This is a genomic window from Lelliottia jeotgali (genome assembly GCF_977070485.1).
On sequence record NZ_CDRVFO010000003.1, the window covers coordinates 164,968 to 190,134 of the forward strand.

The following is a 25,167-nucleotide window of genomic DNA, read 5'->3' on the forward strand; positions in this document are numbered from 1 at the left end:
GGGTCAGCCCGCCTACGACCACACAAGCCTCTGGACTATTTCTCGATACAGAAGCTCGCCACTAATCGACGCAGCTCCCCCGAACGCCCATCCAGCTTTTCGCACACTCCCAACGTCTGCTGTTGGCCCGCCTGCACATGCTGATTGAGCGTGACGATTTCGCCCACTTCCCGACTGATTGACTCGACCACCGCACGTTGCTGATCCGTGGCGGCAGCAACGGACTGGTTCATGTCAAAACCTGCGCGAGCGGGTGACTCGGCTGTTCGAAGCCGTCGGCAGCACCAGTTGGGTGGAGCACGAGGGCCTGCTGGATACCGTGACGGCGTTGTCTGGCAGCGGCCCTGCCTACTACCAACTGTTCAGCGAAGCCCTCTCCGCCGCAGGTGTAGCGTTGGGCCTGAGCCCGGAACTGGCAAGGACCCTGGCCAGGCCGCACATTCCCGTTCACAAGCACTCTCACGCGAGCCCTGAAAGCCCTGGGCAGCGGGCGGCCGGCAGGACACCAAAGCTGCTCCACCTAACCGATGTGCATAGCCTATGAAGCTCCATCAACTGAAAGTGTTGGTCACCATCTGCGAGAGCGGCAACTTTCAGGAAGCCTACGCGAACAACGCTGGCTGTTGCAGGAGCCGCTGGAAAGTTCTCAGATCGGCATGATGTTCGAGCAGTATCGGCTTGCGCCACCTGAAAACATCCTTGAGTGCTCCGCCGGGATCATCTTCTGCGAACTGGCGCGCGCCACTGATGTGATCAGCTACTGGCCGCTTCGCATGCTCGACTACGTCAACCGCACCGACGAGGGGTTGGAGATACTGAACCTTGAGGAGCAAGTGCCCGCGCTCAATATCTCACTGGTTTATCGAAACCAGGAACTGCTCACGCGAGAAGCCAGGCTGCTTGCTGATGAGCTCGAGTATGTGTTCATCAACCCTCGGGCACCTAAGTACAACGATGATTACTGTTGACGGGGGTATGCCTTGATGCCGGGCAGTCAAGCGATTGGGGCCGCTTTGCGGCCCATCGCCGGCAAGCCAGCTCCCACAGCTACAGCGCATACCCACGAAGTGACACTAGATCCTCCCCCAGCGTAGTTTGCCGGGAAAGCACAGGGCAGAGCCCGACCGGTCTCTGTCGGTAATCTGCTCCGCTGTGTTATCGGCGGTAGAGGCCGGGGCACTCGCTTCTGACTTCACACGCTTGCGTCGGCCCTGGCTGCGTTGCCGCGAAGCTTGTTGCTTGGCATGCAGCGCCTGAGCGGCGGTCACAATGCCAGACGGTTGCCCATTCAAGTCCAGGCGCGGTGCATTCTCCACCATGGCTGCCCAGTATCGAGCTCCCTTGCACCAGGTAGAAATGCCCAGCTTGAGCTGTTCGCGGGTCAAGCCGAGCAGTTCGAGGTGCTGCTCGGCATCCTTGAAAATGCCCTCCTTGAGCGGCACCTTGGGCGCCGGATTGACGGGGAAGGCCAATGGAAAATGCTTCTGCAAGGGCCAGATCGCTTGCACTGCCGGATCCAGGTCACGAGGCTTCGCCTGCGGGGAAGACTTGCGCTTGGGGTGTTTCCCACCTTCAGCCTTTACCTGCTCTTTTTCCGACCTGAGGCGGTCACGTAGCTCTGCTAGTTGTTCAAAACCCATCGTTCAATTCACTGCTTCGAAGTTGATTGCGTGGCGTAAGGATATGCCATGCACGCCTTGAAAGCAGCTAGAACAGGATGAGCCGCCGCTGGATCGGTCCCGCGACTAAGCATTCAAAGCCCGTTTCAACACTTCGTAGATCTTGCTGTCACCCGATTGAGCGACGTTGAAACGCAGGAAATCTCCCGCAGTCATGGACTGGCTGAAGGCATTTCCGGGCGCGAGCACCACTCCTTCCTTCAAGCAAGCTCTGGCCAGCGTCGCTGCATCCTTACCCTGAGGGAGTTGACACCATACGTACATGCCTGCCTGGGGAACCATCCAGGGCTTGATACCAATCGCCTGAAGCCTCGCTACTGTTAGCCCATTTCCTCGGCTAACCTGAAGCGGACACCTTCCATGTGCTTTCGGTACCCGCTATCGGTAATGGCTTGATGAACGATGTCCGCAGCCATGCGCCCACCCCCGAATGTGGTCGCAATCTTGAGGTCGACCAGGCTCTCGATCCACTCCCTGCGCGAAGCGATGTAGCCGCATCTGATCGAAGCGGAGATAGTCTTGGAAAAACTGCCTATCTGGATCACACGAGCGAGGCCATCGAAGGCAGACAGTCGTGGCGCGGGGGTATTCTCGAAATCGCCGAAGATGTCGTCCTCGACAATTACCAGGCTGGAGGTGTCGGCCAGCTTTAGCAGCCTGTGTGCTGTGACTGGTGACAAGGTGGCCCCGGTCGGGTTGTGGATCCCGGAATTCGTTATGTACAACCGCGGCGCGTGCTCGCGCAGGGCAGCGCCGAACGCCTCGATGTCTGGGCCAGTTGCGGTGTAGGGAACTCCGACGATGTTCACCCTATGTGCTTTGAGTAATGCGTGAAAATTGAAATAACAGGGATCGTCGACCAGGACAGTGTCACCCGGTTGCAGCAGAAAACGGCAGATCAGGTCGATGGCGTGAGTGCCGGACTCAGTGAGCATGATCTGTTCCAGAGGGGCTTCGATACCGACGCCTGCCAGTCGTCGCGACAAGAACTGCCTGAGAGGCGGATGCCCAAGCGGCGAAGCGTACTCAGTCAATTTCGACGTGTCAGAACGCGCAACCATTCGAAGAGCTTTACGCAAGCCTGCTTCGTACAGCCAGGATGCGGGCAGCCACCCGCATCCTGGTTTCAACGCATCACTGGAAGTTTCCAGAGACTGGCGCGAGATCCACAGCGGGTCGACATCACGATCAAGTTTGGGGCCGAGCTCGGTCAGTGCCAATGGCGCAACTGGGCCAGCCACGTAAAAACCGGAGCCAGGGCGAGCACTAAGTACACCTTCTGCGGTTAACCGTTCATAGGCCTCCAGGACGGTAGAAACCGATACCTGCATGCTCTGAGCCATTGCGCGAACTGAAGGAATTCTCGCACCTGGTGTGTAGCTTCGAGAGGCTATCCTGGCCTGGACCTCCCCCATCACAGCTCGGATTCGCGTTCCGTCCCGTTTCATCGCACCCTCAACTGTGCTGGATTCATATGCATAACAGTTCGGTTGAATTGTAGTGGAGTGTACATGGCCTTGGTGAGCCCGTCAGTGATGTACTGAGCCCTGACTTGTCGAGGACGCACCGATGGAAAAAACAACAAGCGGATGGATAAACGGCTTCATAGGCGTCGCCATCTTTGCCGGCTCGTTGCCGGCAACCCGCGTGGCAGTGACGGCCTTCGAGCCTACGTTTCTGACATGTGCCAGGGCAACCATTGCCGCCCTGTTGGGTGCGCTGTTCTTGATCGTGCTACGCCAGCCGCGACCCAAGCGCGGTGACCTGTCGTCATTGGCTGTAACAGCGCTTGGCGTCGTTATCGGTTTTCCGCTGCTGACGGCACTGGCGCTCCAGCACGTCACTTCTGCTCATTCCATCGTTTTTGTCGGGCTGCTGCCACTGTGTACCGCAGGGTTCGCCGTTCTGCGCGGCGGCGAGCGACCTGGGCCACTGTTCTGGTTGTTCTCGTTGATCGGTGCTGGGCTGGTCGCTGGTTATGCGTTGATGAATGGCGGAGATGCGTCGGCGATAGGAGACCTGCTGATGATGGCTGCGGTAGTTGTTTGTGGGTTGGGCTATGCGGAAGGGGCGCGTCTGTCACGGACTCTCGGGGGCTGGCAGGTGATCAGTTGGGCATTGCTGGTAGCGTTGCCGTTCATGCTGCTGCTGACTATCGTCAATCTCCCAGCGCCCGATGCCTTCGCCCGGGTTAGCGCCCCTGCGTGGTTCAGCTTCGCCTACGTTTCACTGTTCAGCATGCTGATCGGGTTTGTGTTCTGGTACAAAGGGCTCGTCCAGGGCGGTATTGCGGCAGTGGGCCAACTGCAACTCTTTCAGCCGTTCATGGGGCTTGGACTGGCAGCGTTGCTTCTGCACGAGCAAGTCAGCTGGGTGATGCTCGTCGTAACGCTGGGTGCTGTCATCTGTGTTGCCGGGGCAAAGAGATACGCCCAGTAGTAGTGTGGGAGCGATCAACCTCTATCGAAACTGCTGTGAAGCGTTGGCGATACGCTGGTACTTACGCAGCTGCCGGTTGACGCTGCGGATATCCAGAAAGAATATCTCTGCGCTGCGCCAGAGCAGCATCCAAGCGGTGACGGTAACGACTCCCACGGGGATGGTGCCTTCAATGCCCAGCGCCGTGCCTGCCAGCACCAAGGCTAGCGCCAAGCCCAAGAGTGTCAGTGCTACCAGCCGCTGCGTGCGAATATCCCCTCTGAGCTGTTCGCTCTTTTGCGCAAAGGTATTTCTGATGGCTTGCTGCAGGCGTTCTCTCTCCTCTTCCGGGCAGCGGATCTGCAGGCTCAGCTCTGGGTGAAACCAGGCACTATCAGACAGGTATTCCACCAGCTCGGGGCTTAGTTTGGGATTGTCCGGCGAAGCAAACGGATTGAGGTAATCGGGCGTGATCGTCAGATCGATGTTTTTAGTCATGACGAACCTCTAGCTGGTTGAGTTGTGGACGGAGGCCTTAGTGCTGGAGGTAAAGCTAGTCGCAAGACAGCTGCTCTGCTAGAGCGCTAGTCGCACGCGCTTTTGTAGGAGCGGTATCACCGCGCTGCGTTGGGTGACTGTGGAATCTGGCCGCTTTCACTTCTCCAAACCAACCCTCACTTTCCAGCTTGGCCGCTCAGTTGAACGGGCGTGGTTTCGATCAATCGCTTTGAAAGAATCATCGACTGGGTCACCGCCGCGTACTTCTGAAAATGCGCTGAGGCAATATGGCTCCGATAGGCTTCATCGCTCGCGTATATCTCGAAGAAGTGCAGCCGGTTCGGCTGGTCTTTCTCCGCCACCGAATAGATGGCCAGCACGCCAGGCTCAAGGCGGATCGACTCGGCCATTTCCTCTTTAACCGCCGCCTCGTATGCCTGCAGTTTGGCTGGGTCTATTTCAAGCTGGGCAATGCGCACTACCGTCTGCATGTCTTCTCCAAGCGCTTGAGCGGCGGTTAAGCAAGCCACCGCGCAAGCCCCTATCAAAGTCGGAATTTTCATCCTGTTTCCTCAGTGGCTGTGGGCAGCGATCTTGGCGGTGGCCAAGCCAATGCCGGACGCCGCGCCGGTGACCAGTGCGACTTGGTTGCGAAATTCAAAGCTCATGGATGATCTCCGTTACAAAGATTGAACCAGATGGTTAGCAGCGTATTCAGCCAAGGGCGTGCGGACTAGCCGGAGAAAACAGGATGTTCCGATGAGCCAAGCTCATGAATGAGTGGGCTTATAATCAGACCGTTTCAGCAATTGATGAGCCCCACTCACAACTTCATGCGACCTGAGGCCGGTAGTCACCGCGTTTGCGCTGCACTAACTTGGCCACTGAATCGGCCGTTACCTCAGGAGCCTACTGATGCCAAAAATCGTTGCTGGGTTTGCCCTGGCTACTGTTCTGATCCCGGCGGCAGCCATCGCCTCCGGCCCTGCACCCGATCAAACGATGCTGGTTGTAAGGAACGGTGAGCAGCCTTCCATCAACGGGCCGGCCACCAGCTTTGTCGGCAGCGCACGCATAGACCCGCTTTTCCCAGCCCGTGCGCCGTCCAGGGTTTCCGCTGGTTACGTCAATTTCCAACCGGGCGCACGCTCGATGTGGCACACCCACCCGCTGGGGCAAACCCTGGTGGTTACCGCCGGTACCGGCTGGGTGCAGCAAGCGGGCGGTAAAAAACAGCTGATCAAACCGGGGGATGTGATCTGGACGCCCCCAGGCGTCAAACACTGGCACGGCGCAACGGCCACCACCGGCATGACTCATATGGCCATTCAAGAGTCCCTCGACGGCAAGAACGTCGAATGGCTGGAACCCGTCAGCGAGGCGCAATACGAGGCCGCCGAATGAAACTGCTAAAGACCGCCCTCGCCTCGTTTTCCCTGTTGTTGGCCGCCTGCTCCACCGCCGACAAAACTACACCCACCGGCATTGCGCAAAGCCCCGTCGCACCGAGCCTGGACGACGTTCGCGCAGTCTCGCCCGCCTTGGCGCACAACACCGAGATGCTGCTGCTGGACGAAGTGTGGAAGCGACCAGGCCTTTCACCCCGCGACCGCAGCCTGATCACACTCGCGGTGTTGATCAGCCGTAACCAGACCGTAGAGTTGGCGTATCACTTGAATCTAGCCCTGGATAACGGCGTGAAACCGGCTGAGCTATCCGAACTGATCAACCATCTGGCCTTCTATTCCGGCTGGGCCAATGCCACTGCCAGCGTGGCAGTTGCCAAAGCGGTATTTGCCAGCCGAGGGATCGGGGCTGATCAGTTACCGCCGGTTGCACCTACGCGGCTGCCCATCAACGAAGCCGCCGAGAACGTGCGGGCGCAAGCGGTTGCCAACAATGTCGGCCCCGTCTCACCTGGGCTGGTGCACTACACCGGCGACGCGCTGTTCCATGACCTGTGGCTGCGGCCCGATCTGGCGCCCCGCGACCGCAGCCTGATCACCGTCAGCGCCCTGATTGCGAACGGCCAGGTGGCCCAGGTGACCTACCATCTCAATCGCGCAATGGACAACGGCCTGACCCAGCCAGAGACCGCTGAAATGCTTACGCAGCTGGCGTTCTATGCAGGCTGGCCAAACGTGTTTTCTGCCGTGCCAGTCGTCAAAGATGTGTTCGCCAACCGCCACGAAAGCTGACCTCAAAAACGCTACCGCTTACTCGCCGAGCGCGCTTGGCAGGGCCTCGTGGTGCCGGGACTAAGCCGGGCAAATGACTCTTTTCATTGATGACAGGCGCGCTTGGCCTGCTTGCGGTGTTTCAGAAAAACCAAACCGGCCTGATCAGGGGCTGATCGGCCCCAACGGCTGAACCTCGCGAATCTGGTCAATCAACAGCCGCAAGCCCACCGGCAATTGCCGGTGGCTCGAGTAATACATGTGAAAACCCGGCGCGACGCTGGACCAGTCATCCAGCACCCTCACTAAATCGCCGCTGGCCACCAGCGGCGCAATCACTGGCTCCGGTGCGTACATCAACCCCGCGCCATGACGAATCAGTGACACGCCAATGCGCGTCTCATCAATGGTAATCGCACCCGGAACAGCGATGGCCAACTGCTCACCATTTTTCTCGAATTCCCAGTCGTACATACGGTCATTGCCCAGGCGAATGCGTAAGCAACGGTGCTTAAGCAAGTCCTGCGGATGTTTCGGCTCGCCAAAGCGCTGAAGGTAGTTGGCAGTGCCCGCCACCACCCAGCGGATGTCCGGCGACAGGCGCTGGGCAATCATGTCTTCAGGCACCGTTCCACCGTAACGAATGCCCGCGTCATGCCCACCACCAATCACATCTACCAAACGGTTGGTTACCGTCAGGTCGATTTCGATGTCGGGGTAGCGGTCATTGAAAAGGGGTAATACGGGGCCGAGCAGCAAGTCCGCGCCATCGCTCAAGGTATTCAAACGAATACGCCCGGTAGGCTCATCGCGGTAGCGATTGAGCACCTCCATCGCCTGGCCGATTTCATCGATAGGCCCACTGATCAGCGTATGCAACTCTTCGCCGGCGGCGGTCAAGGTTACGCTGCGGGTGGTTCTGTTTAGCAGGCGAACACCAAGGCGAGTCTCCAGCCCCTTGATCGCATGACTAAGCGCCGATGCGCTGATGCCCACCTCAAGCCCGGCCCGGTTGAAGCTCTGGTGGCGGACGATGGCCAGGAAGTAGACGAAGTCGGCCAGATTGGCACGGCTGAGTTGCATGGGACCTCTCCTGCTGGCAAATACGTGTGCAGCAGTCTCTATACCAGCATTAGCGGCATTCGTTAATTGGAAGCAGATTGAGCGAGAACAATTGAATCGTGGGATCGATTACCTTCCATTGGCCCCTCCCCCCCAATGACCGGACGTTTTCAGTGTTTCGCATAAAAACTCCAGTGCCCGCTGGAAGACCGGATGACAGTCGGCCTAGGGAAGATTGTCGAGCGAGGCCCAGAAAAACTCTCCCTATGCGGCAAATAACCTTGAGTGTTTGCTTTTGGCCGAGTCTTAGCCTTCGTGACGGGCAGCTTCGGGCCCAGTGTGTGTAAAAACACTCTCCAATCGTAGCGCCGCATGGTTCGAGTTTAACCCCACATCCATGCCCGATTGCTTTCGACTATTTGCGACCTTGGATGAAGCAGCCGAGGCAAATCCAATTGGGCTCCGAGTCGGCAACCGATTGGTCTTGCTTGGGCGGATCTCCATCTGTCGGAAGCCAGAGAGCCCACAGCGATCTTCGGAGTGGGCCCCCTTCCATGCAGAATATTAAGCTTCGATCGCAGTGCCCCTAATGTCCCGGAGCAGAGGTATGGACGGTGCATCAGTTATTTGAACAACCATTCCCCACAATGCGGTACTCCATGATATGCCGCTCGCCTTTGGAGTCGTCGTAAGTCAGCTGCATCGGCACAACATCGCAGACATTGGGCACCGGCGTAACAGCCACAACGTGCGCGATATCTAGATTCTGAGAGTAGCGATAGGGTTCGACGGTAGTTTGTGCAGTTTGAGCACCTTGGTCATCGGCCATAGCAACAGAACCAAGACAGCCTAGGAACAAAACGAGTAACAGTTTCATGGTAATCACCTGTACTGAGGGCGTAAGAAGGCCTGAGCATCCAATCGGCGCTCGGTCCTCATAAATGCTGGGGGTGGCCCGGCGCAGTCAGGCGCCGGGCTGAACTACATCAGAAGGGCTTGGTAGGCAGGTACTTGCCGTCCAGGGTGATCACAGCACGGTGGCCACCGTCCGGGTCTTCGACCTTCTTGATGTCCAGCTTGAAGTTGATGGCACTGATGATGCCGTCGCCGAACTTCTCGTGGACCAGAGCTTTGAGGGTGGTTCCATACACCGACATCATTTCGTAGAAGCGGTAGATGGTTGGGTCGCTCGGCACGCCGTCGAAGAAGCTGCCGCGGACCGGCATCGATTGCAGCAGTGCGACTTGATCAGCATCGAGGTCGAGCTTATCGCCTACGACCTTCGCGGCGCTTTCAGGCAGAGGATGTTGGCCAAGCAAGGCAGCGGTAACAAAGGCCTCGGACAGGCCGGTACCGTCAACGATTTGCGCAAAGGACAGGTCCTTGCGAGCCTTGGCCAGAATGATCACTTCAGTCAGCTCTTGGCGAGCGGTGCGGGTGGCTTGAGTCTGGATCATGGTGAATCTCCTGGGTAAGTAAAGGTGCAGGTACAGGTTTCAGGCGACGTGCCTGGCTTGCTGGGAAACGGCGTGGACCTCTGGGTTTTCCGCGAGAGACACGAAGGTGCCGGTACTGCCATCAAAGGCGTCGATACCTCCGGTCTCGATGTCATAGATCCAGCCATGCAGGGTCACGCGGCCTTCTTCGAGAGCCAGGCGAACGGATGGGTGGGTCTGGATGTTGGCCAGTTGCGCGATCACGTTCTCGCGCACCATGGAGGCGACTTTGCTGGGCTTATCCACGTGATGACGGGCCTCATTAACTACCTTGGCCGAGTCGGCGTAGCGCAACCAGCCGGCCACAGCGGGCATGTGATCCAGGCATTTGCAGGTGGCGATGGCGGTCATCGCACCGCAGTCGGAGTGGCCGCAGATCACGATGTCTGCAACGTTAAGTCCGGCGACCGCGTATTCGACCGAAGCCGAAACGCCACCCGGCTCTGGCCCATACGACGGCACGATATTGCCGGCGTTGCGGATTACAAACAGATCGCCTGGCTCGCGTTGGGTGACCAGCTCAGGCACCAGTCGGCTATCAGAGCAGGAGATGAAGAGAGCCTTTGGCGCCTGCTGATTGGCAAGGTCCTTGAACAGTTTGACCCGCTCAGGGAAAGCGTTTTTTTGAAACTTCAGAAATCCGTCGATGATCGCTTTCATGGCTACTGTCTCAATGTCGCTGGGTGTGAGACAAAGATTAAGCAGTGCATGACATAAGGTAAAAGTCTCATTTATTATGAGTTGGATCAGATTATCTTATGGGTTTCGACATGCTCGCTCGACACATCCAGTACTTTCTGGCCGTTGCGGAACATCTCAGTTTCACGAAGGCTGCGGCGGCGCTGCATGTCTCTCAGCCGGCCCTTTCTCAGCAAGTAAGGCAGTTGGAAGAAAGCCTTGGAGCCCAGTTGTTTGACCGATCAGGCCGCACGACGCGTTTGACTGACGCGGGCGATGTCTATCTTCTCTACGCGCGCCGTGCGTATCAGGAATTGCAGGAAGCCAAAAGAGCTATACATGATGTCAGCGACCTCAGCCGTGGCTCATTGCGTGTTGCCGTAACGCCGACGTTCACAACCTATCTGGTGGGGCCGCTGATCGAGGCATTTCACTTCAGGTACCCCAACATCATCGTTAATCTGAAAGAGATCTCCCAGGAGCGTATCGAGGAGCTGCTGTTGGCGGGAGAGTTGGACGTAGGGATCGCATTCGATGAAATACATGCACCGGACATCGAAGCCATCCCCTTGCTGAACGAAACGCTCGCTTTGGTTATGAGCCGCAGACACCGCCTTGCCGAGGAACGCTCCATTACCTCGCACGGCCTGAGTGCTGAGTCTTTGGTCTTGCTCAGCACAGAGTTCGCCACTCGTGAGCAGATCGACCGCTACTGCCGCAAATATGAGATTCGCCCCAAGGTTCAGATGGAGGCCAATGCCCTAGGCGCAGTGATCGAGATCGTTCGACGAACGAATCTCTCGACCTTATTGCCTGCCAGAATTGCGTTGGCCCATGACGACTTGGTGGCCATCACGCTGGAGCCGGAGCGCTTGCAGCGACGGGCTGTTCTAATGCGGCGCAAAGACGCTTTTCTGAGCGCGGCGGTGCGAATCTTCATCGAGCTGGCTAAAGAAGTATCCAGCGATCTTGATCAGTGAGCTTTGCGCGACCGACGAAGCGGAGTTTGGAAGGAGAGGAAAGCCCCCTATTGGCTTTCTAGGCGCCGACGGCGCGCTGATGTGTAGCACAAATCACAATAGGGATGACGCATGGCGTCTGAGCGAAGAAACCTGACCCTTTAAGTCAAAAGGATCAGGTTAACGATGACTTACAGGCCTAGCTCGGACAGGCCTGGGTGGTCATCCGGACGGCGGCCCAGCGGCCAGTGGAACTTACGCTCGCTTTCTTTGATAGGCATGTCGTTTACGCAGGCGAAGCGACGGTGCATCAGGCCATCAGCTTCAAACTCCCAGTTCTCGTTGCCGTAGGAGCGGAACCAGTTACCGGAATCATCATGCCACTCGTACGCGTAACGGACGGCGATGCGGTTGTCGGTAAAAGCCCAGAGCTCTTTGATCAGGCGATAATCCAGTTCTTTTTTCCACTTGCGGGTGAGGAAATCTTTGGCCTCTTCACGGTTGGTAGCAAACTCAGCGCGGTTACGCCATTTGGTATCCAGCGTGTAGGCGAGCGAGACTTTTTCCGCGTCGCGGCTGTTCCAACCATCTTCAGCCAGGCGAACTTTTTCAATCGCTGTTTCGCGAGTAAAAGGAGGAAGTGGCGGGCGAGCTTGGGTATTGGACATGGTGGTGCCTCCAGATTAATTGGATAATTGAGTAAGCCAGTGCCAGTACATCGCAGGCCTGAAGAAAGGCCCGTCAAACCATCAACTGTGAAAGTTGAACTGCATTACTAACGACAGCATTAACATCTATTGCCGGCGCCTTGACGAAAGCGGTCGCCATTAATAGAGATGCTATTGATGTAGGCGTGCGCATCCTCGGAATTTGGTTTCCGTGGAAAAACATTCAGTAGCGTCGTGCTTATGCAAGAAGGCGTTCGTACTTTACCTGCAGTGGCAGCAATCGAATTTAAATTACATTCTGCCTAGCCAAGCATCCTGAGCTTGAAAGAATCTATAGCGGTGCCGGAGTTACAGCCCCAACTCAGTCAGCCCCGGATGATCATCTGGACGGCGGCCCAGCGGCCAGTGGAACTTGCGCTCGCTTTCCTTGATAGGCATGTCGTTTACGCAGGCGAAGCGACGGTGCATCAGGCCATCAGCTTCAAACTCCCAGTTCTCGTTGCCGTAGGAGCGGAACCAGTTACCGGAATCATCATGCCACTCGTACGCGTAACGGACGGCGATGCGGTTGTCGGTAAAAGCCCAGAGCTCTTTGATCAGGCGATAATCCAGTTCTTTTTTCCACTTGCGGGTGAGGAAATCTTTGGCCTCTTCACGGTTGGTAGCAAACTCAGCGCGGTTACGCCATCTGGTATCCAGCGTGTAGGCGAGCGAGACTTTTTCCGCGTCGCGGCTGTTCCAACCATCTTCAGCCAGGCGAACTTTTTCAATCGCTGTTTCGCGAGTGAAAGGAGGAAGTGGCGGGCGAGTTTGGGCATTGGACATGGTAGTGACTCCAGTCTAGTTGGATAGATAAGTGTGAGTGGTGTCTCTGAAGCTCAAGCTTTAGGGCGCGAGCTCTTTCAGCAACATCTGCGCAACTTCCTTTGCATTATCCGCAGCGTGATAATCACCCATAACCCGAGCCGTGGTGATTGCGCCTTCCATCAAAATAAATAACTGCCTGGCTAAGTCCAACGGTTGATCGGTGTTCAATTGTTCAGTCAGCTCAAACGTATAGTCTAAGAGCTTTTGCTTGTGCAGCTTTGCGATCTGGCGGATGGGGTCATCGGGATCCCCTACCTCGCCTGCCGTGTTAATGAACGCACAGCCGCGGAAACCATCGGTCTCGAACCAGCCCTTCAAAACAGTAAACATGCTCAGTATGCGATCGTACGGCGTAGCGGCTTTGTCGCATTCAGTCCTGAACCATTGCATCCAGCGTACGTCACGGGCGCTCAAGGCCGCAGCTGCGACATCATCTTTGGTAGCGAAGTGGTTGTAGATACCCTTCCTTGACACGCCAGAGGTCTTCACCAGTAGGTCCATGCCCGTGGCATGAATCCCATTTTCGTAGATGAGTTTCTCGGCGGTGGCCAGGATCTGGGCTCTGTGATCTATCGTTGGTCTGCTCATGGATTCAATGTAGAACGATCGTTCTCTCCGGTCAAGCACCATAAGGTGATTTCTTCGATTAAAGGAGCGCGCCCCAGTGATAGACAGCTTCGGGCAATCAGCCACGACCGCGTTCAGATGGATCGGGCGGCTCCAAGCTGGCCTCGTACCCAAGGGTCCTGACCCAGTCCTCATAGGCTCCGGGTGCCTCAAACGATTCGTGGGCAATAAAATGGATTCTCATGCATGGATTTCTAGTAATGGCCTGGTTGGCGAAAGTAGAGGTGGCGGTACTTGGAATGAATTCCTGGGCGGCCTCATCGTTTAACTTCCTGAAATGGACCCCATCCCAGCCAACGGCTGATGACGTCAGGTGGTGAGGAGAGCCTTTGGTACGGCTCAGGTGCACATTCGACGGCCTCGTCGGGGTGCGAGCGTGACTAGGCGGACGGCGAGAGCCCTCTGATGGCGCTGCCAAGGACAAAGCACGGCGCCTATCAATGGCTGGCGGGGCCGGCGGTCATCCGAGACTGATGCACCGACTTAATCGCGACCATAGCGGAAATATATTTTGTGCGCAAAATATTATCGCGCAAAGTATATTCCAAGCACGAAGCAATCGCTCACACCTACGAGACACTTGAGAACGATCATGACCATTCCCAAAGCATTCGCCACACCTACCCACGCCCTAGGAGCTCAAACCATGAAACTGTCCCGTACCCTCACCGCCGGCCTCCTGGCTCTGGCTGTCAACAGTGCCTTCGCCGCTGGTAGCCCGGGCGTGGAACACACCACCCAAGGCTTCCTTGAGGCTCTGGCTGCAGGCGGCGGCAAGCCGCTTGAGACCATGTCGCCTAAAGACGCCCGGTCAGTGCTGACCGGCGCCCAGGCAAGCGTGAAGGTCGACTTGTCCGGTATTCAGGTCGAGCGCCGTACCATCCAGGCCGATGGCCAGCCGCTGGAGATCCGGGTAGTGCGGCCGGAGGGCGCTAAGGGTGACCTGCCGGTGTTCATGTTCTTCCATGGTGGTGGATGGGTGTTGGGCGATTATCCGACCCACGAGCGGCTGATTCACGACCTGGTAGTGGGCTCTCGTGCGGCGGCGGTCTACGTCGATTACACGCCATCGCCCGAGGCCAAGTTCCCCACAGCGATCAACCAGGCTTACGCTGCCACCCGCTGGGTCGCTGAGCATGGCAAGGAGATCGGTGTCGACGGCAGCCGCCTGGCTGTGGCTGGCAACAGCGTCGGCGGTAACATGGCTGCAGTAGTAGCCATCAAGGCGAAGGAAGCCGGAACACCGAAGTTGCGCTTCCAGGCACTGCTGTGGCCCGTGACTGATGCCAACTTCAACAACAGTTCCTACAACCAATTCGCCGAAGGGCACTTCCTGACACGCAACATGATGCAGTGGTTCTGGGACAGCTACACCACTGATCCGAAGCAGCGCGACGACATTCACGCATCGCCGCTACGTGCCAGCCTGGATCAGCTGAAAGGTTTACCGCCGGCACTGGTACAAACTGCTGAAATGGACGTGCTGCGTGATGAAGGTGAAGCCTATGCTCGCAAGTTGAATGCCGCCGGTGTTCCGGTAACCGCCGTGCGCTACAACGGGATGATTCACGACTTCGGCCTACTAAATGTCCTCGGCGAAGTCCCTGGCACGCGAAGTGCGATGGACCAGGCTGCACAGGCGATCAAGCAACACCTCCAGTAACAGCGGCAATAAGAACCGGGGCGAACGTTGTCGCCCTGGTCCTGCTCGGATAAGAGCCTTCTGGCGGATGGGAGTCTTGGCGATAAGGACGATCGCGTCCGCTTAAAAAATGCAGCCATTTGTCTCATTAAGGGCGCACCTCTCCTGCGCTGGAGAGCAAATGTCGTCGCGCCATCCACAGGTTCGACAGGGCGAACAGTTTCACCATCTGCAGTGTTCTTCGCCAAGCCTCGGAAGCGCACTTTGGTATAACTCGCTTTTTGACACCGGTATGGCCCGCATCAGCGCAGACCACGTTCTCAGCACGGTGTAGCAGTTTGTCGACTTAAGTCAGGTCCGCGACATTGGCCGCAGTGACCACCACGCTGTGCACCAGCCCCGAGTCATCGTCGACACCAGTGTCTGGCGCAGGCTTGCGCTTACCGGCGTACTCGGCGTCGCCTAAGGTCATTTGCTTCATCATCGAAAAGCTCGGTGATTGGTGTCCGGGGACTTTGCCAAATCCGGAAGCCTTTTTCAGGATTTCCTTAGCGAGGCGGTGTGCCCATGTTCTGTTGATGCTGCATCATCTGATCCATCATCATTTGCTGCATCCCCATGTATCTGTCCATCATGTATTGGTGCTGCTTCATCCGCTCAGGTGTCATCTGGGAGTAATGGCTACCCATCTGTCCCCAGCCCATCTTGTGGCCGTTCCCCATCATGTGACCGCCCATCATGCCGCCGCCGCAGCACCCCAACATTCCATTCATCATGTGCATTCCTTGCTGCATCATGACTTGGTGATCTTGCATTAGTTTCTGGCGCTGCGCTGGATCAGTGGTTTTCTGGATCAGGCTCATTTGTTCCTGCATTTTTTTCAGGTTTTCTTGGGCCTTTGCCATTTCCTGATCAAATTGCTCAACGCTCATTGGCTGCTGAGTCGGATTGACGGTGGTAGAACCCTGCTGGGCAAAGGTTAGACCGGGGAAAAGCATAACCGTCAAAGCGAGGGCGACAAGTTTGGATGCTTTCATTGGTCAGATCCTTGCAGGGATGGTGGGCAGGAAATGAATCGCGATTAGTCAAGCATAGGCCTCGGTTAACGGCGCAAACTGATTTAAGTCAAGGTTGACCCTGACACTTCAACAGGTGATGAGATGAAGAAGGGCCGTGATTACCGCATTTGGCCGGCCTCTACCCCGCCATCGGCAGGGTTGGGGCGCAAGTCGTGTTGTTCGTGGCAGTGAAAAATTCGCCTAGGGAAGTCAGTAACATCGATTCATCACGAGACTGGTTGACATAGACCGAGCAATACCCCCGCATCTTGAGCGCTGGAAACATCAAGAAATCAGATTTTCCCTCTTCCTTGTAGTCCATTTCCCAAACATACTCTCGCCGCACTTTTTCCGTTGCGGTCGCTTGGGCTGCATTCTAGTCTCGGCGGGTCGTTGCTCATCAACGATACAGCTTTGACAGGCTGTGACGGTAAATCACGCAGGCGGTCTCCTTTTTATGGTGGCTGTGCGTGTGGGCACGCTTGCGTGCGCCGGAGCTTTTCGTGATTTTACCGCCGGTCTGTCAACCCACGTACAGCTGCCACCCCACTGTTTGACAGCAGGTGGGTGACGGCACCGCTAACGGTAAAATCATTATGTTAAAGGTCGTCCCCGATCCACCCCACAACCACCACTCCCTCGAAGACACGATCATCCAGGCTGCGGAGTTCGCCCTGTGCGCGCAGAGCGTGGCGCAGCAGGCTGTTTCGCTACAGCCCAGAACGCCCGCCTCGATTCTGATGATGGCCTCGATGCATGAGCTCGAGTCGCTACGCGTGCTGCTCGAATCAGCCCTGATCCAGCTGCAGATGCCGCCCGAGCCGCGCACCCTGCACTAGGCCGTTAAGCCTGTTTTGCCTGGGCGGGCGCTGTCGCCGGTAAGCCCATACGCACGGCGCGCTGCGTGAGACCGGTGCTGAGCTAAAGGCGGGTTGCCCGGCATGACGTTCGCCCAGGCCCTAAACCTTCAGGGAGAATACGCAATGACCCCAGATGACACCAAAGTCACTGTCGGCAAGACCACGTTCTACCAGGGTGAAAACCAGACCCACCCACTGTTTCGCATCGAAGCGGGCATCCCTTGCCAGAATGCCCGCGAACAGGCTTCAGAGCTGATGGGCTATGTGCGGGACCTGACCATCGAACGCTTGATGGACGATAAGCCACAGCTGATCTGGGCTTCGCACTATCTGAGTGCGTTGGCCAAAGCACTGATGGATGATGCCGAGCTGGGCATGATGCACTAAGGGCTGAACTGCCCGACCATGGCGGACATCTGTAACCGGGGCCGCTTCGCGGCCCATCGCCGGCAAGCGCGGCTCCCACAGGTACAGCGCATGCCTGAAGGCTGGTGATTTCCTGGGGCAGTCCATTCTGTGGGTGCCGGCTTGCCGGCGATGAGGCCAGTACTGACCCCAGAGCTTTGGGTCGCTGTCTGCTTCGGGTCGATAGTTGCGGGTCGCATGGAGCGACAGTCGGCCAGGAGTAGACGCTGGACAGGACAGCTACCCAACCTCGATCAGATTCGAAATCGATCCGCTAAATTGCCGTACTGCCGGGGTCTCGTTATCAGTCGCTGGCGAGTGCACAATTTTTGCGGGACCATTCGGGGCATTAGGTACTAGCCACCAAGGAACGGAAATGGCACTGACCAGCAAGATCACTCCCTACAACCCCACTTGGCCCGCCCGCTTTCTGGCAGACAAGCCACTCATCGCTTCGGCCTTTGGCGATGAACTGATTGCCATACAGCATATTGGAAGTACCTCCGTTCCAGGGCTCGCGGCGAAGCCCGAGATCGATGTACTCATCGAGGTTCACGATCATTGCAACGCCTCGGCGCGGGACGAGGTGTTGATGGGTTTGGGATATGTACGAGGAAGTGATCTATCGGAAGGGCATCATTTCTATCGGCGTAATGTGGATGGGATTCGCACGCACAAGCTCCACGCTTGTGCCCGTGGCCATCTTGCGATCACCCAGATGCTGGGGTTCAGAGATTTGCTTAGATGCAATGCCTCAATGCGCCAGCAGTATGAAGCGCTGAAGCTCCAACTGGAGTCGAGCAATACGGGTGGGATGGCTGAGTATCTGGAGAAAAAGTCTCCGTTTATTATCGCGGCACTACTACATGCCGGTATATCCATTCCTGGATGACCGATAGGTCGCTAAGCGGCCTCGGTAAAAAGTGTCTGTATTGCGTCGAAAGCAGCCGGTCACCACTGTCCACTATCGACCCATAGCGGTCGTTCGGAAAGGTCAGCAAATGGCCTGAAGCAGACGGTACGCGATAGGAGCGAGGTGCCGTCTTCGAAGTATTACCTCTCCAGGCCGAGTCACTAGGTCATCAAGCCCTAGCCGCAGGTTTGAGTCGGAAGCTGACGCCCATACGGTTGAACGCATTCATTGCGGCAATCGCCGCTGTCAGGTCAACAAGATCCTTTTCTGCAAACATCGCCGATGCGGCTGCATAAGCTTCGTCGGATACCTGTGTCTCGCTTACCCTGGTGACTTCTTCCGCCCAAGCCAGTGCTGAGCGCTCCTGATCCGAGAACAAATATTGCGCTTCATGCCATACCGGCACTAACAGCACCTTGTCCACTGACATACCTGCTTTGATCAGATCGCGTGAGTGAAGATCAATGCAATGAGCGCAGCCGTTGATTTGAGACACTCTGAGAAACACGAGGTGGATCAACGAGGCTGGCAAATTTGTCGCGGTGGTCACGAAATGATGCAGGCCGCCGAGGGCCTTAGCTGCACCAGGCGAAGCTTCAAACCAATTGAGACGATTCATGATTTCTTTTCCTTTGTATGAGCGATGAAGAGCGTGGCCGCTTGTTGGCATACGGCCCAGTTGAGATGCAAACCTTAACGCTTGGAGTAGATGTCGGCCCTGAAGCGGACTTTAGACTTGATCCACTCGACGGCTATGCCTAACAAAGTACGCCTGCACATCACCGTACCCTGTTGCCCTTCCAGTATTCAGTGACTCCCCCCCCTTGGCGGTACCCTCAACGGTGAAGTAATGCACCTGAGTGAGACCGATGGTGGCAAGGACGGCGGACAGGTAGGGGCGCAGAAAGTCCGGTTGACGGGCCTGTGGGCCGCTGATATAGCCCCCGCTAGCGATTGCGACGTAAACCGGACGATCCGTCAGATTTCCGACTTTGCCTTTGGCGGTGCCCAAAAACGTTTTGCCCACGCGTACCACGTGGTCGATCCACATCTTGAGTGGGGCGGGCACGCTATAGTTGTGCATCGGCGTGGCAATCAGCAGTACGTCGCATGCCTGTAGTTGGTCGATCAACTCGTCGGAACGGCTCAACGTACCCTTCTGACCGCTTGCTATGACTACGCGCTGATTGGCCAACGCCTGGGCGTAAGGCGAATCAACTGGGACCAAGGTGTTGAGGTCTAAATCGGTCAACTGGATACCCCTTCTGCCGGCCTGACTGGCCAAGGCAAATAGGATCTGCTGGGACAGTTTCAGACTTTCCGAAGCCTCTGCATTGGGGCTGGCGACCAGGCGAAGAATGCGCAAAGGAGCAAGTGGCTGTTGGGACGATGTCATGAGGTTTGCCTCCTTGGGTGTGCATGCGGGTTATGGCGTATCGAACTGTTTTTGAAAGCGCAGTGCACCCGTCAACAGGCCTTCACGGAAGTAGAAACGTTGCGCGCGGGCGTTGGCCAAACCCGTGTCGAGCACCAGGCGTGCACAACCGCTGGCGCGCGCCAGTCGTTCCAAGGCTTGCAATAAGCGCGACCCCCACTGGCCACCCCGCTGAGCCTCGGCGGTTACAAGGTCATCGACATACAGGAATGCGCCGTAGACCAGGTTTTCCTGTAAGCGATAACCAGCCAGTGCTACAAGAACGCCTGCGTCATAAGCGCCAATCAGGCGATAGCCTTCAAGGCGCATACGCTCGATGCGGCGGACGAAGTCGGCTTCGCTCGTTAGATGAGGGCGCAATTGCTGCATTACCGGGAATGCGCTGCACAGGTCATGGGTGCTGTCCAAGGGACGCAGGGCGGTGTCGGCCAGGTCGAGCACGCTGGGTATGAAGTTGTGCAAAGGGAATTTCATGGGAGTTGCCCTCGTCAGTAGGTGATGGCGCTATATTGGACTACCATTGACCCACTTGATTGAGCCAAGAAATGGGATATGAACTAGGCCATGATGACCTCCCCCAAGCCGCCTTTTGCTCCCTTGGAAGAGCAGTCCGCCTTGCCCCTGTATCGTCAACTGTACGACCGCGTGCTGGCCGCCGTTGCCGCTGGCACGTTGTCCCCCGGTGACCGCTTGCCGTCGGCGCGCGCCATGGCTAAGGAGCTGGGGGTGGCACGTGGCACCGTCGAACTGGCCTATTCGCTGATGGCCAGCGAAGGGTACCTCCTGGCGCTCGGGCAGAAAGGCACCGTAATCAATCCTGAACTGCAGAAGCCTGTGTCAGCGGCCACCGTATTACCAGTCAGCAGCCAAGTGATCGAAGACGCGCCTGATTCGCTCTGGCGCCCACCGCAGCTGTTGCCGTTCCAGATGGGGGTACCGGCGCTGGATGCATTTCCGCGCAAGATATGGGCGCGTCTCGGTGCTCGGTATCTCCGTGGGATGCGTCTGGGAGATCTGGACTATCCAGCACCCCACGGCCTGGCAGCGTTGCGCAGCGCCATTGCTTCGTATCTGCAGGTGTCCCGAGGTATCGATTGCGGTGCCCATCAGGTGTTTATCACCAGCGGTTGGCGCAATAGCCTGTCTTTAGTCGCACATACCCTGTTGCAGCCAGGCGAGTGCGCCTGGGTGGAAGACCCGGGCTATCCCACTACGCGCCAGGTGCTTCGCCAGTTCGGCCTGGACCTGGAAGCGGTGCCGGTTGATGCCGAAGGCATGAACGTAGAACACGCCATCGCGGGTTCTCGGGCTGCTCAGGTCGTCATGGTGACACCAGGGCATCAGAGCCCGCTGTCGATGGCACTGTCGCTGCCACGCCGACAACTGCTACTCGATTGGGCTGCCCGCACCGGTGGCTGGATTGTCGAGGACGATTACGACGGCGAGTACCGCTACGTCAGCCGTCCACTTCCAGCGCTGGCCAGCTTGGATCGCCATGGGCGCGTGCTGTATGCCGGCACCTTCAGCAAGGTGCTGTTTCCCGGTATTCGCCTGGCTTATCTGGTGGTGCCGCAGGCGCAGGTGGCAGCGTTCGAGCGCGTCGGACGGGCCTTGTTTGCTGCCGGGTCACCGTCAATTACCCAGGCTTTGGTGGCGGAGTTCGTTGCCGAGGGACACTTCGCTCGGCACATCCAACGCATGCGCCGCCTCTACAACGAACGACGGGCATTGACCATCGAAGCACTGGAGCGGAGTTTGCCGAAGGGTATGCAGGTGGAACGCTCGCCAGGCGGTATGCACCTGGTACTGCGTTTGCCGGAGGACGTAAGCGACACCGCCCTGGCCGAGCAGGTGCTGGCGAGGGGCATGTCGGTACAAGCGTTGTCGCGCTGGGCTGCCTCATCGCAGCGTCAGTCAGGTCTGCTCCTGAGTTTTACCAACTGCGCCACGACTGCTCCAGGCGAGCAGCTTGGCGCGTTGATCAGCAAGTTACTCAGTTGAGGTTGGCCTTGTTCAGGCCGAACAGTTCATCGGACGAGCCCGGGATCGCCTGGAAAGCCACATTGAGGCGATTCCAGCCATTGATGGCGACGATCAGGAACGACAAATCCGACAGCTCCTGCTCGGAAAACTGCTCACGCGCACTCGCATACAGGCTGTTGGAGATACCATGAGGCGGCAGTTGGGTCAGGGCTTCAGTCCACTCCAGCGCCGCCCGCTCTGCTGGCGAAAACAGCTGTGACTCACGCCAGACGGCCACGTGGTGAAGACGCAGCTCGCGCTCGCCATGGATCTTGGCCTCTTTCACATGCATATCCACGCAGAACGAACAGCCGTTTAGCTGCGAAGCGCGCAACATGATCAGGTGGGCGAGATCGGCCAGTAGCGGCTTCTTGCTCAGTTGCAGGGTGAGCTCCACCAGTTTGTTGGACGCTTGGGGAGACAGTTTGAAGTAATCAAGGCGGTTGTTCATGGGTAGTTGCTCGTAGTGGGTGGATGGTTGATGGAGCCCACTGTAGCAACGCTTGGAATAGCCCCACAGAGCCAAGATAGTAGCTTCGAACTAGGCCATATCTGTATCGAAGTGCGCCATGATCACCTATCGAGCGATAGGGTCGAAGGGGCGCAATAGGCCGTGTATTGGCCTCCGCGAATGGCCGCAATGGGTCGATAGCGGTCAGTCGCGACCGGGTAGGCGTACGGCGAACTCCAGTCTCGCCATCAATGCCAACGTCATCCGTAAATGGCTACCGCTCTACCAAGAGCAGCCGGCGGCAACGCTGCCAGCTTTCATCCCGCCAAGAGCGCAAGCGTTGCAGTTGCAGCCCCAGGTCGAGGTGATGCGCATAAATAGTCTGGCCTAATCCTAGAGCCGCTTTTCCATGACGATGGTGCGCTCCGCCCCATGAAACTCGTCGCGGATTTTCTGATAACCCAACGCGGTATAAAACCTTTCAGCTGTAATCGACGATGGCACACACACAGCATCAAATCCTGCGCGGGCAGCAGTTGCATGAATGACATCCATCAAATGCCGACCTATACCGCCTTTCTGGTGAGCCGGGTCAACGAAAACACTTCTGACCACGTCACCGTCGAGACCGGCAGTGCCAATAATTTTTTCGCCCAGCAAGGCTACGAAAACCCTGCGCTTGGCGAGCTGTGTGGTGATGACTTCAGGAGAAAAGCTCTGTTCCACCTTAGCGATCACATCAGGCGGGTAGTCCTGTGAATTTGACTCATGCAGGGCGGCTAGAACTACACGGCTAATCGCTGCTGCATCTCTGCTCGTGGCGGGACGAACGTGACATTCCATGCTGAGACCTCAATCCTGAAGAATTACAGCTTAGCGCATCGCAATGTGCCTTCCCCGGGCGCTAACGTATCGCCGTTCCTTCACCGCGTACATCGACAAACCGCATTAACGACGTAGTCTCCCATCGCCTTCCTTGTCTGCAGAGTGGCGCTGCCTATGTGCGGTTGAAGCACTACGTTGTCCAGGTCAAACAAGCTGGGGGGGACTTGTGGCTCATCTATGTACACGTCCAGGGCCGCCCCTCCAAGCCGCCCGTCCTGCAATCGCGCAACCAGTTCCGCTTCGTCGATCACACTACCCCGCGCCACGTTGACGATGAAGCCTTTCGCCCCAAGCGCTTCCAGCACTGTCGCATTGACCAGGCGCGACGTGGCATTTCCTCCTGCGGCAGCCACGATAAGAATGTCGCTGTAGGCGGCTAGGCTGCAGGCGTTGGAGTGGTAGGCATAATTGCAGCCATACACCTCATTGCGGTTGTGGTACGCCAACTTGACTCCGAACGGCAACAGGCGACTCGCAATCGCTTGTCCTATACGTCCGAGGCCTATTATGCCGACGCGCTGCCCTCGCAACGTGGTACCTAGCGAAGGGAACGCGCCCTCACGCCACATGCCTGCCCGGACGAATCGGTCAGCCACGCAGACCTGGCGCAGCAGGCTCAAAAGCAAAGCCACTGCGTGATCCGCCACCGCATCCGTCAGGATATCGATCGTCGTCTCAACCCGAATGCCGCGGGCTTTCACCTGGTCCAAATCAATGCCATCAACTCCAACACCGTTCACGGCGATCAATGAAAGATTGACCAGCGCGCCAACGGCCGTGGTTGGCACCCCAATCACTCCGTTGGTCACCACCGCGCGGAAACGTTCCGGCCGGTCGGCAAGCACAGCCTCTTGGGCCTTCGAATCAAACGCTCGTACCAAATCAAATTGCTTGGCGAGCTTTTTTTCGTGTTCGTCGAGCAACGGCGCCAACATCAGCAGCGCCTGGCGCTGGCTTGCTCCTTGGCTGATGCTCATGCAGCCTCCAGCTTCAACTGCGTGCGGGGCTGCGAATCGGGCCGCTTCAACATCGCGGCCGGGATCGCCATGATCAATGCTCCACTGATGAACAGGCACAGGCCCAGCACATAGGTGCCGTTGTTAATGTCGCCGGTGAGGTTCTCCGCCACTGCTGTAATCATCGAACCTGTAAAACCGGACAGGTTGCCGAAAGCGTTGATCATGCCAATGCCTGCCGCAGCTGCGACACCTGAGAGCACCGTGCCCGGCAGCGTCCAGAAGATTGGCATCAGGCTAAGCACCCCTGATGCAGCCACGGTCAGAAATACGATTGAAAGCACAACGTCATGTGCGAAAGCCGCGCTGAGGATCAACCCGCAGCCCCCGATAAACGCTGGGATCGCGGCATGCAGCCGACGTTCGCCAGTGCGATTGGAGTGGCGTGCGTTGAGGAACATGGCGATCAACGCGACGCCATAGGGGATAGCGGTCAGCAAGCCGATTTCCAGACTGCTGGTCACACCTGCGCTCTTGATGATCGAAGGCATCCAGAAGGCCAGGCCATAAAAGCCTGTGTTGAAAGTCAGCAGGATGAATACGAGCAGCCAGACACGTGGGCTGAAGAAGACATCTTTCAGACGTGAAACCTTACCGTGCTCATCTTGCTTCAAATTGGCTTTGAGCAGCTCCTTTTCATCCGGGGACAACCAGGCAGCCTTGTCGATGTTGTCGCACAAGCAGCAAAAAACGATTGCCGCCATGATCACCGACGGCACGCCCTCGACCAGAAGCATCCACTGCCAGCCCGCCATACCGTGCCAGCCATCCATGCTGGTCATAAGCCAGCCAGACATGATACCGCCTAGCGTCAGGCTGACCGGCATTGCCATCAGGAAGCCAGACATCACCCTGCTTTGACTATGGGTCGGGAACCAGTAGTTGAGGTAAAGAATCACCCCTGGGAAGAAGCCCGCCTCACAGATGCCGAGCAGGAAGCGCAGCACGTAGAACATGGTGCTGGACTCGACATGGAAGAACGAGGCAAGTGGCTGGGTAAATGCGACAGCCATGGAGATGATGGCCCAGCTCAGCATGATGCGGGCGATCCAGAACCGCGCACCGTATCGATGCAGCAACAAATTGCTCGGGACCTCAAACAAGAAGTAGCCCCAGAAGAAAACGCTGGCGCCCAGGGCGTAGACGGTATTACTGAATTGCAGATCCTCCAGCATGCTCAGTTTCGCGAATCCGATGTTCACCCGGTCGAGATAGGCAGCCATGTAACACAGCAATAGGACCGGCAGGATTCGTACGATTACTTTGCGATAGGTGCGATCTTCAAAAGCCTGATCGCGCACGGGGTCGACAACTTGATGGTCCATAACCAGCCTCTTGGCATGTCGGGCAC

The 25,167-nt window shown here is 57.3% G+C and carries 32 protein-coding genes and 1 pseudogene; 11 read left to right on the plus strand and 22 right to left on the minus strand.

Annotated features, from left to right (window positions below):
• Window positions 1–35: 35 nt before the first annotated feature.
• On the minus strand, window positions 36–233 hold the full coding sequence (locus tag ACW4TB_RS05585) for a methyl-accepting chemotaxis domain-containing protein (RefSeq protein ID WP_012314927.1): 198 nt from the start codon (window positions 231–233) through the stop codon (window positions 36–38).
• A gap of 20 nt (window positions 234–253) precedes the next feature.
• Between ACW4TB_RS05585 and ACW4TB_RS05590 the strand changes: the two genes are divergently transcribed.
• The gene (locus ACW4TB_RS05590; RefSeq protein ID WP_012314928.1) at window positions 254–544 is read left to right on the plus strand and encodes a pyrroline-5-carboxylate reductase dimerization domain-containing protein; all 291 of its coding nucleotides are present in this window, start codon (window positions 254–256) and stop codon (window positions 542–544) included.
• Complete coding sequence (locus ACW4TB_RS05595) at window positions 528–968, plus strand: LysR substrate-binding domain-containing protein (RefSeq protein ID WP_279932164.1); 441 nt, start codon at window positions 528–530, stop codon at window positions 966–968. The genes ACW4TB_RS05590 and ACW4TB_RS05595 overlap by 17 nt, the downstream gene beginning before the upstream one ends.
• A gap of 105 nt (window positions 969–1,073) precedes the next feature.
• Here ACW4TB_RS05595 and ACW4TB_RS05600 read toward each other — a convergent pair whose 3' ends face one another.
• The 3 genes from ACW4TB_RS05600 to ACW4TB_RS05610 form a co-directional block, all read right to left on the minus strand.
• Entirely contained in the window at window positions 1,074–1,508 is a 435-nt protein-coding gene (locus tag ACW4TB_RS05600; RefSeq protein WP_455842904.1) for a ProQ/FinO family protein, read from the minus strand.
• Between the two features lie 237 nt (window positions 1,509–1,745).
• Window positions 1,746–1,961, minus strand: a complete 216-nt coding sequence (locus ACW4TB_RS05605) for an aminotransferase class I/II-fold pyridoxal phosphate-dependent enzyme (protein ID WP_455842905.1) — start codon at window positions 1,959–1,961, stop codon at window positions 1,746–1,748.
• 38 nt (window positions 1,962–1,999) lie between these two features.
• On the minus strand, window positions 2,000–3,127 hold the full coding sequence (locus tag ACW4TB_RS05610; RefSeq protein WP_455842906.1) for an aminotransferase-like domain-containing protein: 1,128 nt from the start codon (window positions 3,125–3,127) through the stop codon (window positions 2,000–2,002).
• Between the two features lie 121 nt (window positions 3,128–3,248).
• Here ACW4TB_RS05610 and ACW4TB_RS05615 point away from each other — a divergent pair, with 121 nt between their 5' ends.
• Window positions 3,249–4,118 carry a DMT family transporter gene (locus ACW4TB_RS05615; RefSeq protein ID WP_012314932.1) on the plus strand — a complete coding sequence of 290 codons (870 nt, stop codon included), beginning with the start codon at window positions 3,249–3,251 and terminating at the stop codon, window positions 4,116–4,118.
• Between the two features lie 21 nt (window positions 4,119–4,139).
• Here ACW4TB_RS05615 and ACW4TB_RS05620 read toward each other — a convergent pair whose 3' ends face one another.
• A complete protein-coding gene (locus ACW4TB_RS05620) occupies window positions 4,140–4,595 on the minus strand; it encodes a hypothetical protein (RefSeq protein WP_279932161.1) in 456 nt (151 codons plus the stop codon).
• A gap of 176 nt (window positions 4,596–4,771) precedes the next feature.
• Window positions 4,772–5,158: a putative quinol monooxygenase gene (locus tag ACW4TB_RS05625; RefSeq protein ID WP_279932159.1), complete on the minus strand. Its 387-nt coding sequence runs from the start codon at window positions 5,156–5,158 to the stop codon at window positions 4,772–4,774.
• A 352-nt stretch (window positions 5,159–5,510) separates the two neighbouring features.
• On the opposite strand from ACW4TB_RS05625, the gene ACW4TB_RS05630 reads away from it, so the two are divergent.
• Together ACW4TB_RS05630 and ACW4TB_RS05635 are read left to right on the plus strand one after the other, a co-directional pair.
• Window positions 5,511–5,999, plus strand: a complete 489-nt coding sequence (locus ACW4TB_RS05630) for a (R)-mandelonitrile lyase (protein ID WP_012314935.1) — start codon at window positions 5,511–5,513, stop codon at window positions 5,997–5,999.
• On the plus strand, window positions 5,996–6,793 hold the full coding sequence (locus tag ACW4TB_RS05635) for a carboxymuconolactone decarboxylase family protein (RefSeq protein WP_254466004.1): 798 nt from the start codon (window positions 5,996–5,998) through the stop codon (window positions 6,791–6,793). Before ACW4TB_RS05630 ends, ACW4TB_RS05635 begins: the two co-directional genes overlap by 4 nt.
• Window positions 6,794–6,937: 144 nt before the next feature.
• On the opposite strand, the gene ACW4TB_RS05640 is transcribed toward ACW4TB_RS05635, so the two are convergent.
• From ACW4TB_RS05640 to ACW4TB_RS05655, 4 genes are all read right to left on the minus strand, one after another.
• Window positions 6,938–7,855 (minus strand): LysR family transcriptional regulator, encoded by a 918-nt coding sequence (locus ACW4TB_RS05640; RefSeq protein ID WP_254466005.1) that lies wholly within the window; start codon window positions 7,853–7,855, stop codon window positions 6,938–6,940.
• 598 nt (window positions 7,856–8,453) lie between these two features.
• Complete coding sequence (locus tag ACW4TB_RS05645) at window positions 8,454–8,711, minus strand: DUF2790 domain-containing protein (RefSeq protein WP_012314938.1); 258 nt, start codon at window positions 8,709–8,711, stop codon at window positions 8,454–8,456.
• 109 nt (window positions 8,712–8,820) lie between these two features.
• Complete coding sequence (gene cynS / locus ACW4TB_RS05650; RefSeq protein ID WP_012314939.1) at window positions 8,821–9,291, minus strand: cyanase; 471 nt, start codon at window positions 9,289–9,291, stop codon at window positions 8,821–8,823.
• Between the two features lie 39 nt (window positions 9,292–9,330).
• Entirely contained in the window at window positions 9,331–9,990 is a 660-nt protein-coding gene (locus ACW4TB_RS05655) for a carbonic anhydrase (protein WP_012314940.1), read from the minus strand.
• Window positions 9,991–10,100: 110 nt separating this feature from the next.
• On the opposite strand from ACW4TB_RS05655, the gene cynR reads away from it, so the two are divergent.
• On the plus strand, window positions 10,101–10,988 hold the full coding sequence (gene cynR / locus ACW4TB_RS05660) for a transcriptional regulator CynR (protein ID WP_039604626.1): 888 nt from the start codon (window positions 10,101–10,103) through the stop codon (window positions 10,986–10,988).
• A gap of 170 nt (window positions 10,989–11,158) precedes the next feature.
• Here cynR and ACW4TB_RS05665 read toward each other — a convergent pair whose 3' ends face one another.
• The 3 genes from ACW4TB_RS05665 to ACW4TB_RS05675 form a co-directional block, all read right to left on the minus strand.
• Complete coding sequence (locus ACW4TB_RS05665; RefSeq protein ID WP_012314942.1) at window positions 11,159–11,635, minus strand: nuclear transport factor 2 family protein; 477 nt, start codon at window positions 11,633–11,635, stop codon at window positions 11,159–11,161.
• A gap of 348 nt (window positions 11,636–11,983) precedes the next feature.
• On the minus strand, window positions 11,984–12,460 hold the full coding sequence (locus ACW4TB_RS05670; protein WP_012314943.1) for a nuclear transport factor 2 family protein: 477 nt from the start codon (window positions 12,458–12,460) through the stop codon (window positions 11,984–11,986).
• Window positions 12,461–12,520: 60 nt separating this feature from the next.
• The gene (locus tag ACW4TB_RS05675) at window positions 12,521–13,090 is read right to left on the minus strand and encodes a TetR/AcrR family transcriptional regulator (RefSeq protein WP_012314944.1); all 570 of its coding nucleotides are present in this window, start codon (window positions 13,088–13,090) and stop codon (window positions 12,521–12,523) included.
• Window positions 13,091–13,775: 685 nt separating this feature from the next.
• Between ACW4TB_RS05675 and ACW4TB_RS05680 the strand changes: the two genes are divergently transcribed.
• Window positions 13,776–14,792, plus strand: a complete 1,017-nt coding sequence (locus ACW4TB_RS05680; protein WP_012314945.1) for an alpha/beta hydrolase — start codon at window positions 13,776–13,778, stop codon at window positions 14,790–14,792.
• 127 nt (window positions 14,793–14,919) lie between these two features.
• Here ACW4TB_RS05680 and ACW4TB_RS05685 read toward each other — a convergent pair.
• Both ACW4TB_RS05685 and ACW4TB_RS05690 read right to left on the minus strand, forming a co-directional pair.
• Window positions 14,920–15,252, minus strand: a pseudogene (locus tag ACW4TB_RS05685) (transposase); the annotation flags it as partial.
• Between the two features lie 67 nt (window positions 15,253–15,319).
• Window positions 15,320–15,808: a hypothetical protein gene (locus ACW4TB_RS05690; protein WP_012314947.1), complete on the minus strand. Its 489-nt coding sequence runs from the start codon at window positions 15,806–15,808 to the stop codon at window positions 15,320–15,322.
• A 617-nt stretch (window positions 15,809–16,425) separates the two neighbouring features.
• Between ACW4TB_RS05690 and ACW4TB_RS05695 the strand changes: the two genes are divergently transcribed.
• The 3 genes from ACW4TB_RS05695 to ACW4TB_RS05705 all read left to right on the plus strand — a co-directional run bounded on the left by ACW4TB_RS05695 (window position 16,426) and on the right by ACW4TB_RS05705 (window position 17,986).
• Window positions 16,426–16,668 carry a hypothetical protein gene (locus ACW4TB_RS05695; protein ID WP_254466007.1) on the plus strand — a complete coding sequence of 81 codons (243 nt, stop codon included), beginning with the start codon at window positions 16,426–16,428 and terminating at the stop codon, window positions 16,666–16,668.
• 144 nt (window positions 16,669–16,812) lie between these two features.
• Window positions 16,813–17,076, plus strand: coding sequence for a DUF3077 domain-containing protein (locus tag ACW4TB_RS05700; protein WP_254466008.1), 264 nt, complete (start codon window positions 16,813–16,815; stop codon window positions 17,074–17,076).
• A gap of 394 nt (window positions 17,077–17,470) precedes the next feature.
• Window positions 17,471–17,986, plus strand: coding sequence for a GrpB family protein (locus ACW4TB_RS05705; RefSeq protein WP_012314950.1), 516 nt, complete (start codon window positions 17,471–17,473; stop codon window positions 17,984–17,986).
• 190 nt (window positions 17,987–18,176) lie between these two features.
• Here ACW4TB_RS05705 and ACW4TB_RS05710 read toward each other — a convergent pair whose 3' ends face one another.
• The 3 genes from ACW4TB_RS05710 to ACW4TB_RS05720 form a co-directional block, all read right to left on the minus strand.
• Entirely contained in the window at window positions 18,177–18,626 is a 450-nt protein-coding gene (locus tag ACW4TB_RS05710; RefSeq protein ID WP_012314951.1) for a carboxymuconolactone decarboxylase family protein, read from the minus strand.
• A gap of 111 nt (window positions 18,627–18,737) precedes the next feature.
• Entirely contained in the window at window positions 18,738–19,403 is a 666-nt protein-coding gene (locus tag ACW4TB_RS05715; protein ID WP_012314952.1) for an FMN-dependent NADH-azoreductase, read from the minus strand.
• A gap of 30 nt (window positions 19,404–19,433) precedes the next feature.
• Window positions 19,434–19,916, minus strand: coding sequence for a GNAT family N-acetyltransferase (locus ACW4TB_RS05720; RefSeq protein ID WP_012314953.1), 483 nt, complete (start codon window positions 19,914–19,916; stop codon window positions 19,434–19,436).
• 90 nt (window positions 19,917–20,006) lie between these two features.
• Between ACW4TB_RS05720 and pdxR the strand changes: the two genes are divergently transcribed.
• A complete protein-coding gene (pdxR, locus tag ACW4TB_RS05725) occupies window positions 20,007–21,443 on the plus strand; it encodes a MocR-like pyridoxine biosynthesis transcription factor PdxR (protein WP_012314954.1) in 1,437 nt (478 codons plus the stop codon).
• Here pdxR and ACW4TB_RS05730 read toward each other — a convergent pair.
• From ACW4TB_RS05730 to ACW4TB_RS05745, 4 genes are all read right to left on the minus strand, one after another.
• A complete protein-coding gene (locus ACW4TB_RS05730) occupies window positions 21,436–21,915 on the minus strand; it encodes a carboxymuconolactone decarboxylase family protein (protein ID WP_012314955.1) in 480 nt (159 codons plus the stop codon). The two genes, pdxR and ACW4TB_RS05730, sit on opposite strands and share 8 nt — an antisense overlap.
• Window positions 21,916–22,308: 393 nt before the next feature.
• A complete protein-coding gene (locus ACW4TB_RS05735) occupies window positions 22,309–22,758 on the minus strand; it encodes a GNAT family N-acetyltransferase (RefSeq protein WP_012314956.1) in 450 nt (149 codons plus the stop codon).
• A gap of 80 nt (window positions 22,759–22,838) precedes the next feature.
• Window positions 22,839–23,777 (minus strand): 2-hydroxyacid dehydrogenase, encoded by a 939-nt coding sequence (locus tag ACW4TB_RS05740; RefSeq protein ID WP_279929048.1) that lies wholly within the window; start codon window positions 23,775–23,777, stop codon window positions 22,839–22,841.
• Entirely contained in the window at window positions 23,774–25,141 is a 1,368-nt protein-coding gene (locus ACW4TB_RS05745) for an MFS transporter (RefSeq protein ID WP_279929046.1), read from the minus strand. The genes ACW4TB_RS05740 and ACW4TB_RS05745 overlap by 4 nt, the downstream gene beginning before the upstream one ends.
• Window positions 25,142–25,167 lie beyond the last annotated feature (26 nt).

Coding starts and splice junctions, on each gene's coding strand:
- ACW4TB_RS05670 (WP_012314943.1), bottom strand. CDS start 12,460: ATGTCCAATGCCCAAACTCGCCCGCCACTTCCTCCTTTCACTCGCGAA.
- ACW4TB_RS05585 (WP_012314927.1), bottom strand. CDS start 233: ATGAACCAGTCCGTTGCTGCCGCCACGGATCAGCAACGTGCGGTGGTC.
- ACW4TB_RS05705 (WP_012314950.1), top strand. CDS start 17,471: ATGGCACTGACCAGCAAGATCACTCCCTACAACCCCACTTGGCCCGCC.
- ACW4TB_RS05605 (WP_455842905.1), bottom strand. CDS start 1,961: ATGGTTCCCCAGGCAGGCATGTACGTATGGTGTCAACTCCCTCAGGGT.
- pdxR (WP_012314954.1), top strand. CDS start 20,007: ATGATGACCTCCCCCAAGCCGCCTTTTGCTCCCTTGGAAGAGCAGTCC.
- cynR (WP_039604626.1), top strand. CDS start 10,101: ATGCTCGCTCGACACATCCAGTACTTTCTGGCCGTTGCGGAACATCTC.
- ACW4TB_RS05610 (WP_455842906.1), bottom strand. CDS start 3,127: ATGAAACGGGACGGAACGCGAATCCGAGCTGTGATGGGGGAGGTCCAG.
- ACW4TB_RS05735 (WP_012314956.1), bottom strand. CDS start 22,758: ATGGAATGTCACGTTCGTCCCGCCACGAGCAGAGATGCAGCAGCGATT.
- ACW4TB_RS05630 (WP_012314935.1), top strand. CDS start 5,511: ATGCCAAAAATCGTTGCTGGGTTTGCCCTGGCTACTGTTCTGATCCCG.
- cynS (WP_012314939.1), bottom strand. CDS start 9,291: ATGATCCAGACTCAAGCCACCCGCACCGCTCGCCAAGAGCTGACTGAA.
- ACW4TB_RS05720 (WP_012314953.1), bottom strand. CDS start 19,916: ATGAAATTCCCTTTGCACAACTTCATACCCAGCGTGCTCGACCTGGCC.
- ACW4TB_RS05745 (WP_279929046.1), bottom strand. CDS start 25,141: ATGGACCATCAAGTTGTCGACCCCGTGCGCGATCAGGCTTTTGAAGAT.
- ACW4TB_RS05595 (WP_279932164.1), top strand. CDS start 528: ATGTGCATAGCCTATGAAGCTCCATCAACTGAAAGTGTTGGTCACCAT.
- ACW4TB_RS05730 (WP_012314955.1), bottom strand. CDS start 21,915: ATGAACAACCGCCTTGATTACTTCAAACTGTCTCCCCAAGCGTCCAAC.
- ACW4TB_RS05690 (WP_012314947.1), bottom strand. CDS start 15,808: ATGAAAGCATCCAAACTTGTCGCCCTCGCTTTGACGGTTATGCTTTTC.
- ACW4TB_RS05740 (WP_279929048.1), bottom strand. CDS start 23,777: ATGAGCATCAGCCAAGGAGCAAGCCAGCGCCAGGCGCTGCTGATGTTG.
- ACW4TB_RS05635 (WP_254466004.1), top strand. CDS start 5,996: ATGAAACTGCTAAAGACCGCCCTCGCCTCGTTTTCCCTGTTGTTGGCC.
- ACW4TB_RS05710 (WP_012314951.1), bottom strand. CDS start 18,626: ATGAATCGTCTCAATTGGTTTGAAGCTTCGCCTGGTGCAGCTAAGGCC.
- ACW4TB_RS05675 (WP_012314944.1), bottom strand. CDS start 13,090: ATGAGCAGACCAACGATAGATCACAGAGCCCAGATCCTGGCCACCGCC.
- ACW4TB_RS05615 (WP_012314932.1), top strand. CDS start 3,249: ATGGAAAAAACAACAAGCGGATGGATAAACGGCTTCATAGGCGTCGCC.
- ACW4TB_RS05695 (WP_254466007.1), top strand. CDS start 16,426: ATGTTAAAGGTCGTCCCCGATCCACCCCACAACCACCACTCCCTCGAA.
- ACW4TB_RS05625 (WP_279932159.1), bottom strand. CDS start 5,158: ATGAAAATTCCGACTTTGATAGGGGCTTGCGCGGTGGCTTGCTTAACC.
- ACW4TB_RS05715 (WP_012314952.1), bottom strand. CDS start 19,403: ATGACATCGTCCCAACAGCCACTTGCTCCTTTGCGCATTCTTCGCCTG.
- ACW4TB_RS05680 (WP_012314945.1), top strand. CDS start 13,776: ATGAAACTGTCCCGTACCCTCACCGCCGGCCTCCTGGCTCTGGCTGTC.
- ACW4TB_RS05700 (WP_254466008.1), top strand. CDS start 16,813: ATGACCCCAGATGACACCAAAGTCACTGTCGGCAAGACCACGTTCTAC.
- ACW4TB_RS05620 (WP_279932161.1), bottom strand. CDS start 4,595: ATGACTAAAAACATCGATCTGACGATCACGCCCGATTACCTCAATCCG.
- ACW4TB_RS05665 (WP_012314942.1), bottom strand. CDS start 11,635: ATGTCCAATACCCAAGCTCGCCCGCCACTTCCTCCTTTTACTCGCGAA.
- ACW4TB_RS05640 (WP_254466005.1), bottom strand. CDS start 7,855: ATGCAACTCAGCCGTGCCAATCTGGCCGACTTCGTCTACTTCCTGGCC.
- ACW4TB_RS05655 (WP_012314940.1), bottom strand. CDS start 9,990: ATGAAAGCGATCATCGACGGATTTCTGAAGTTTCAAAAAAACGCTTTC.
- ACW4TB_RS05645 (WP_012314938.1), bottom strand. CDS start 8,711: ATGAAACTGTTACTCGTTTTGTTCCTAGGCTGTCTTGGTTCTGTTGCT.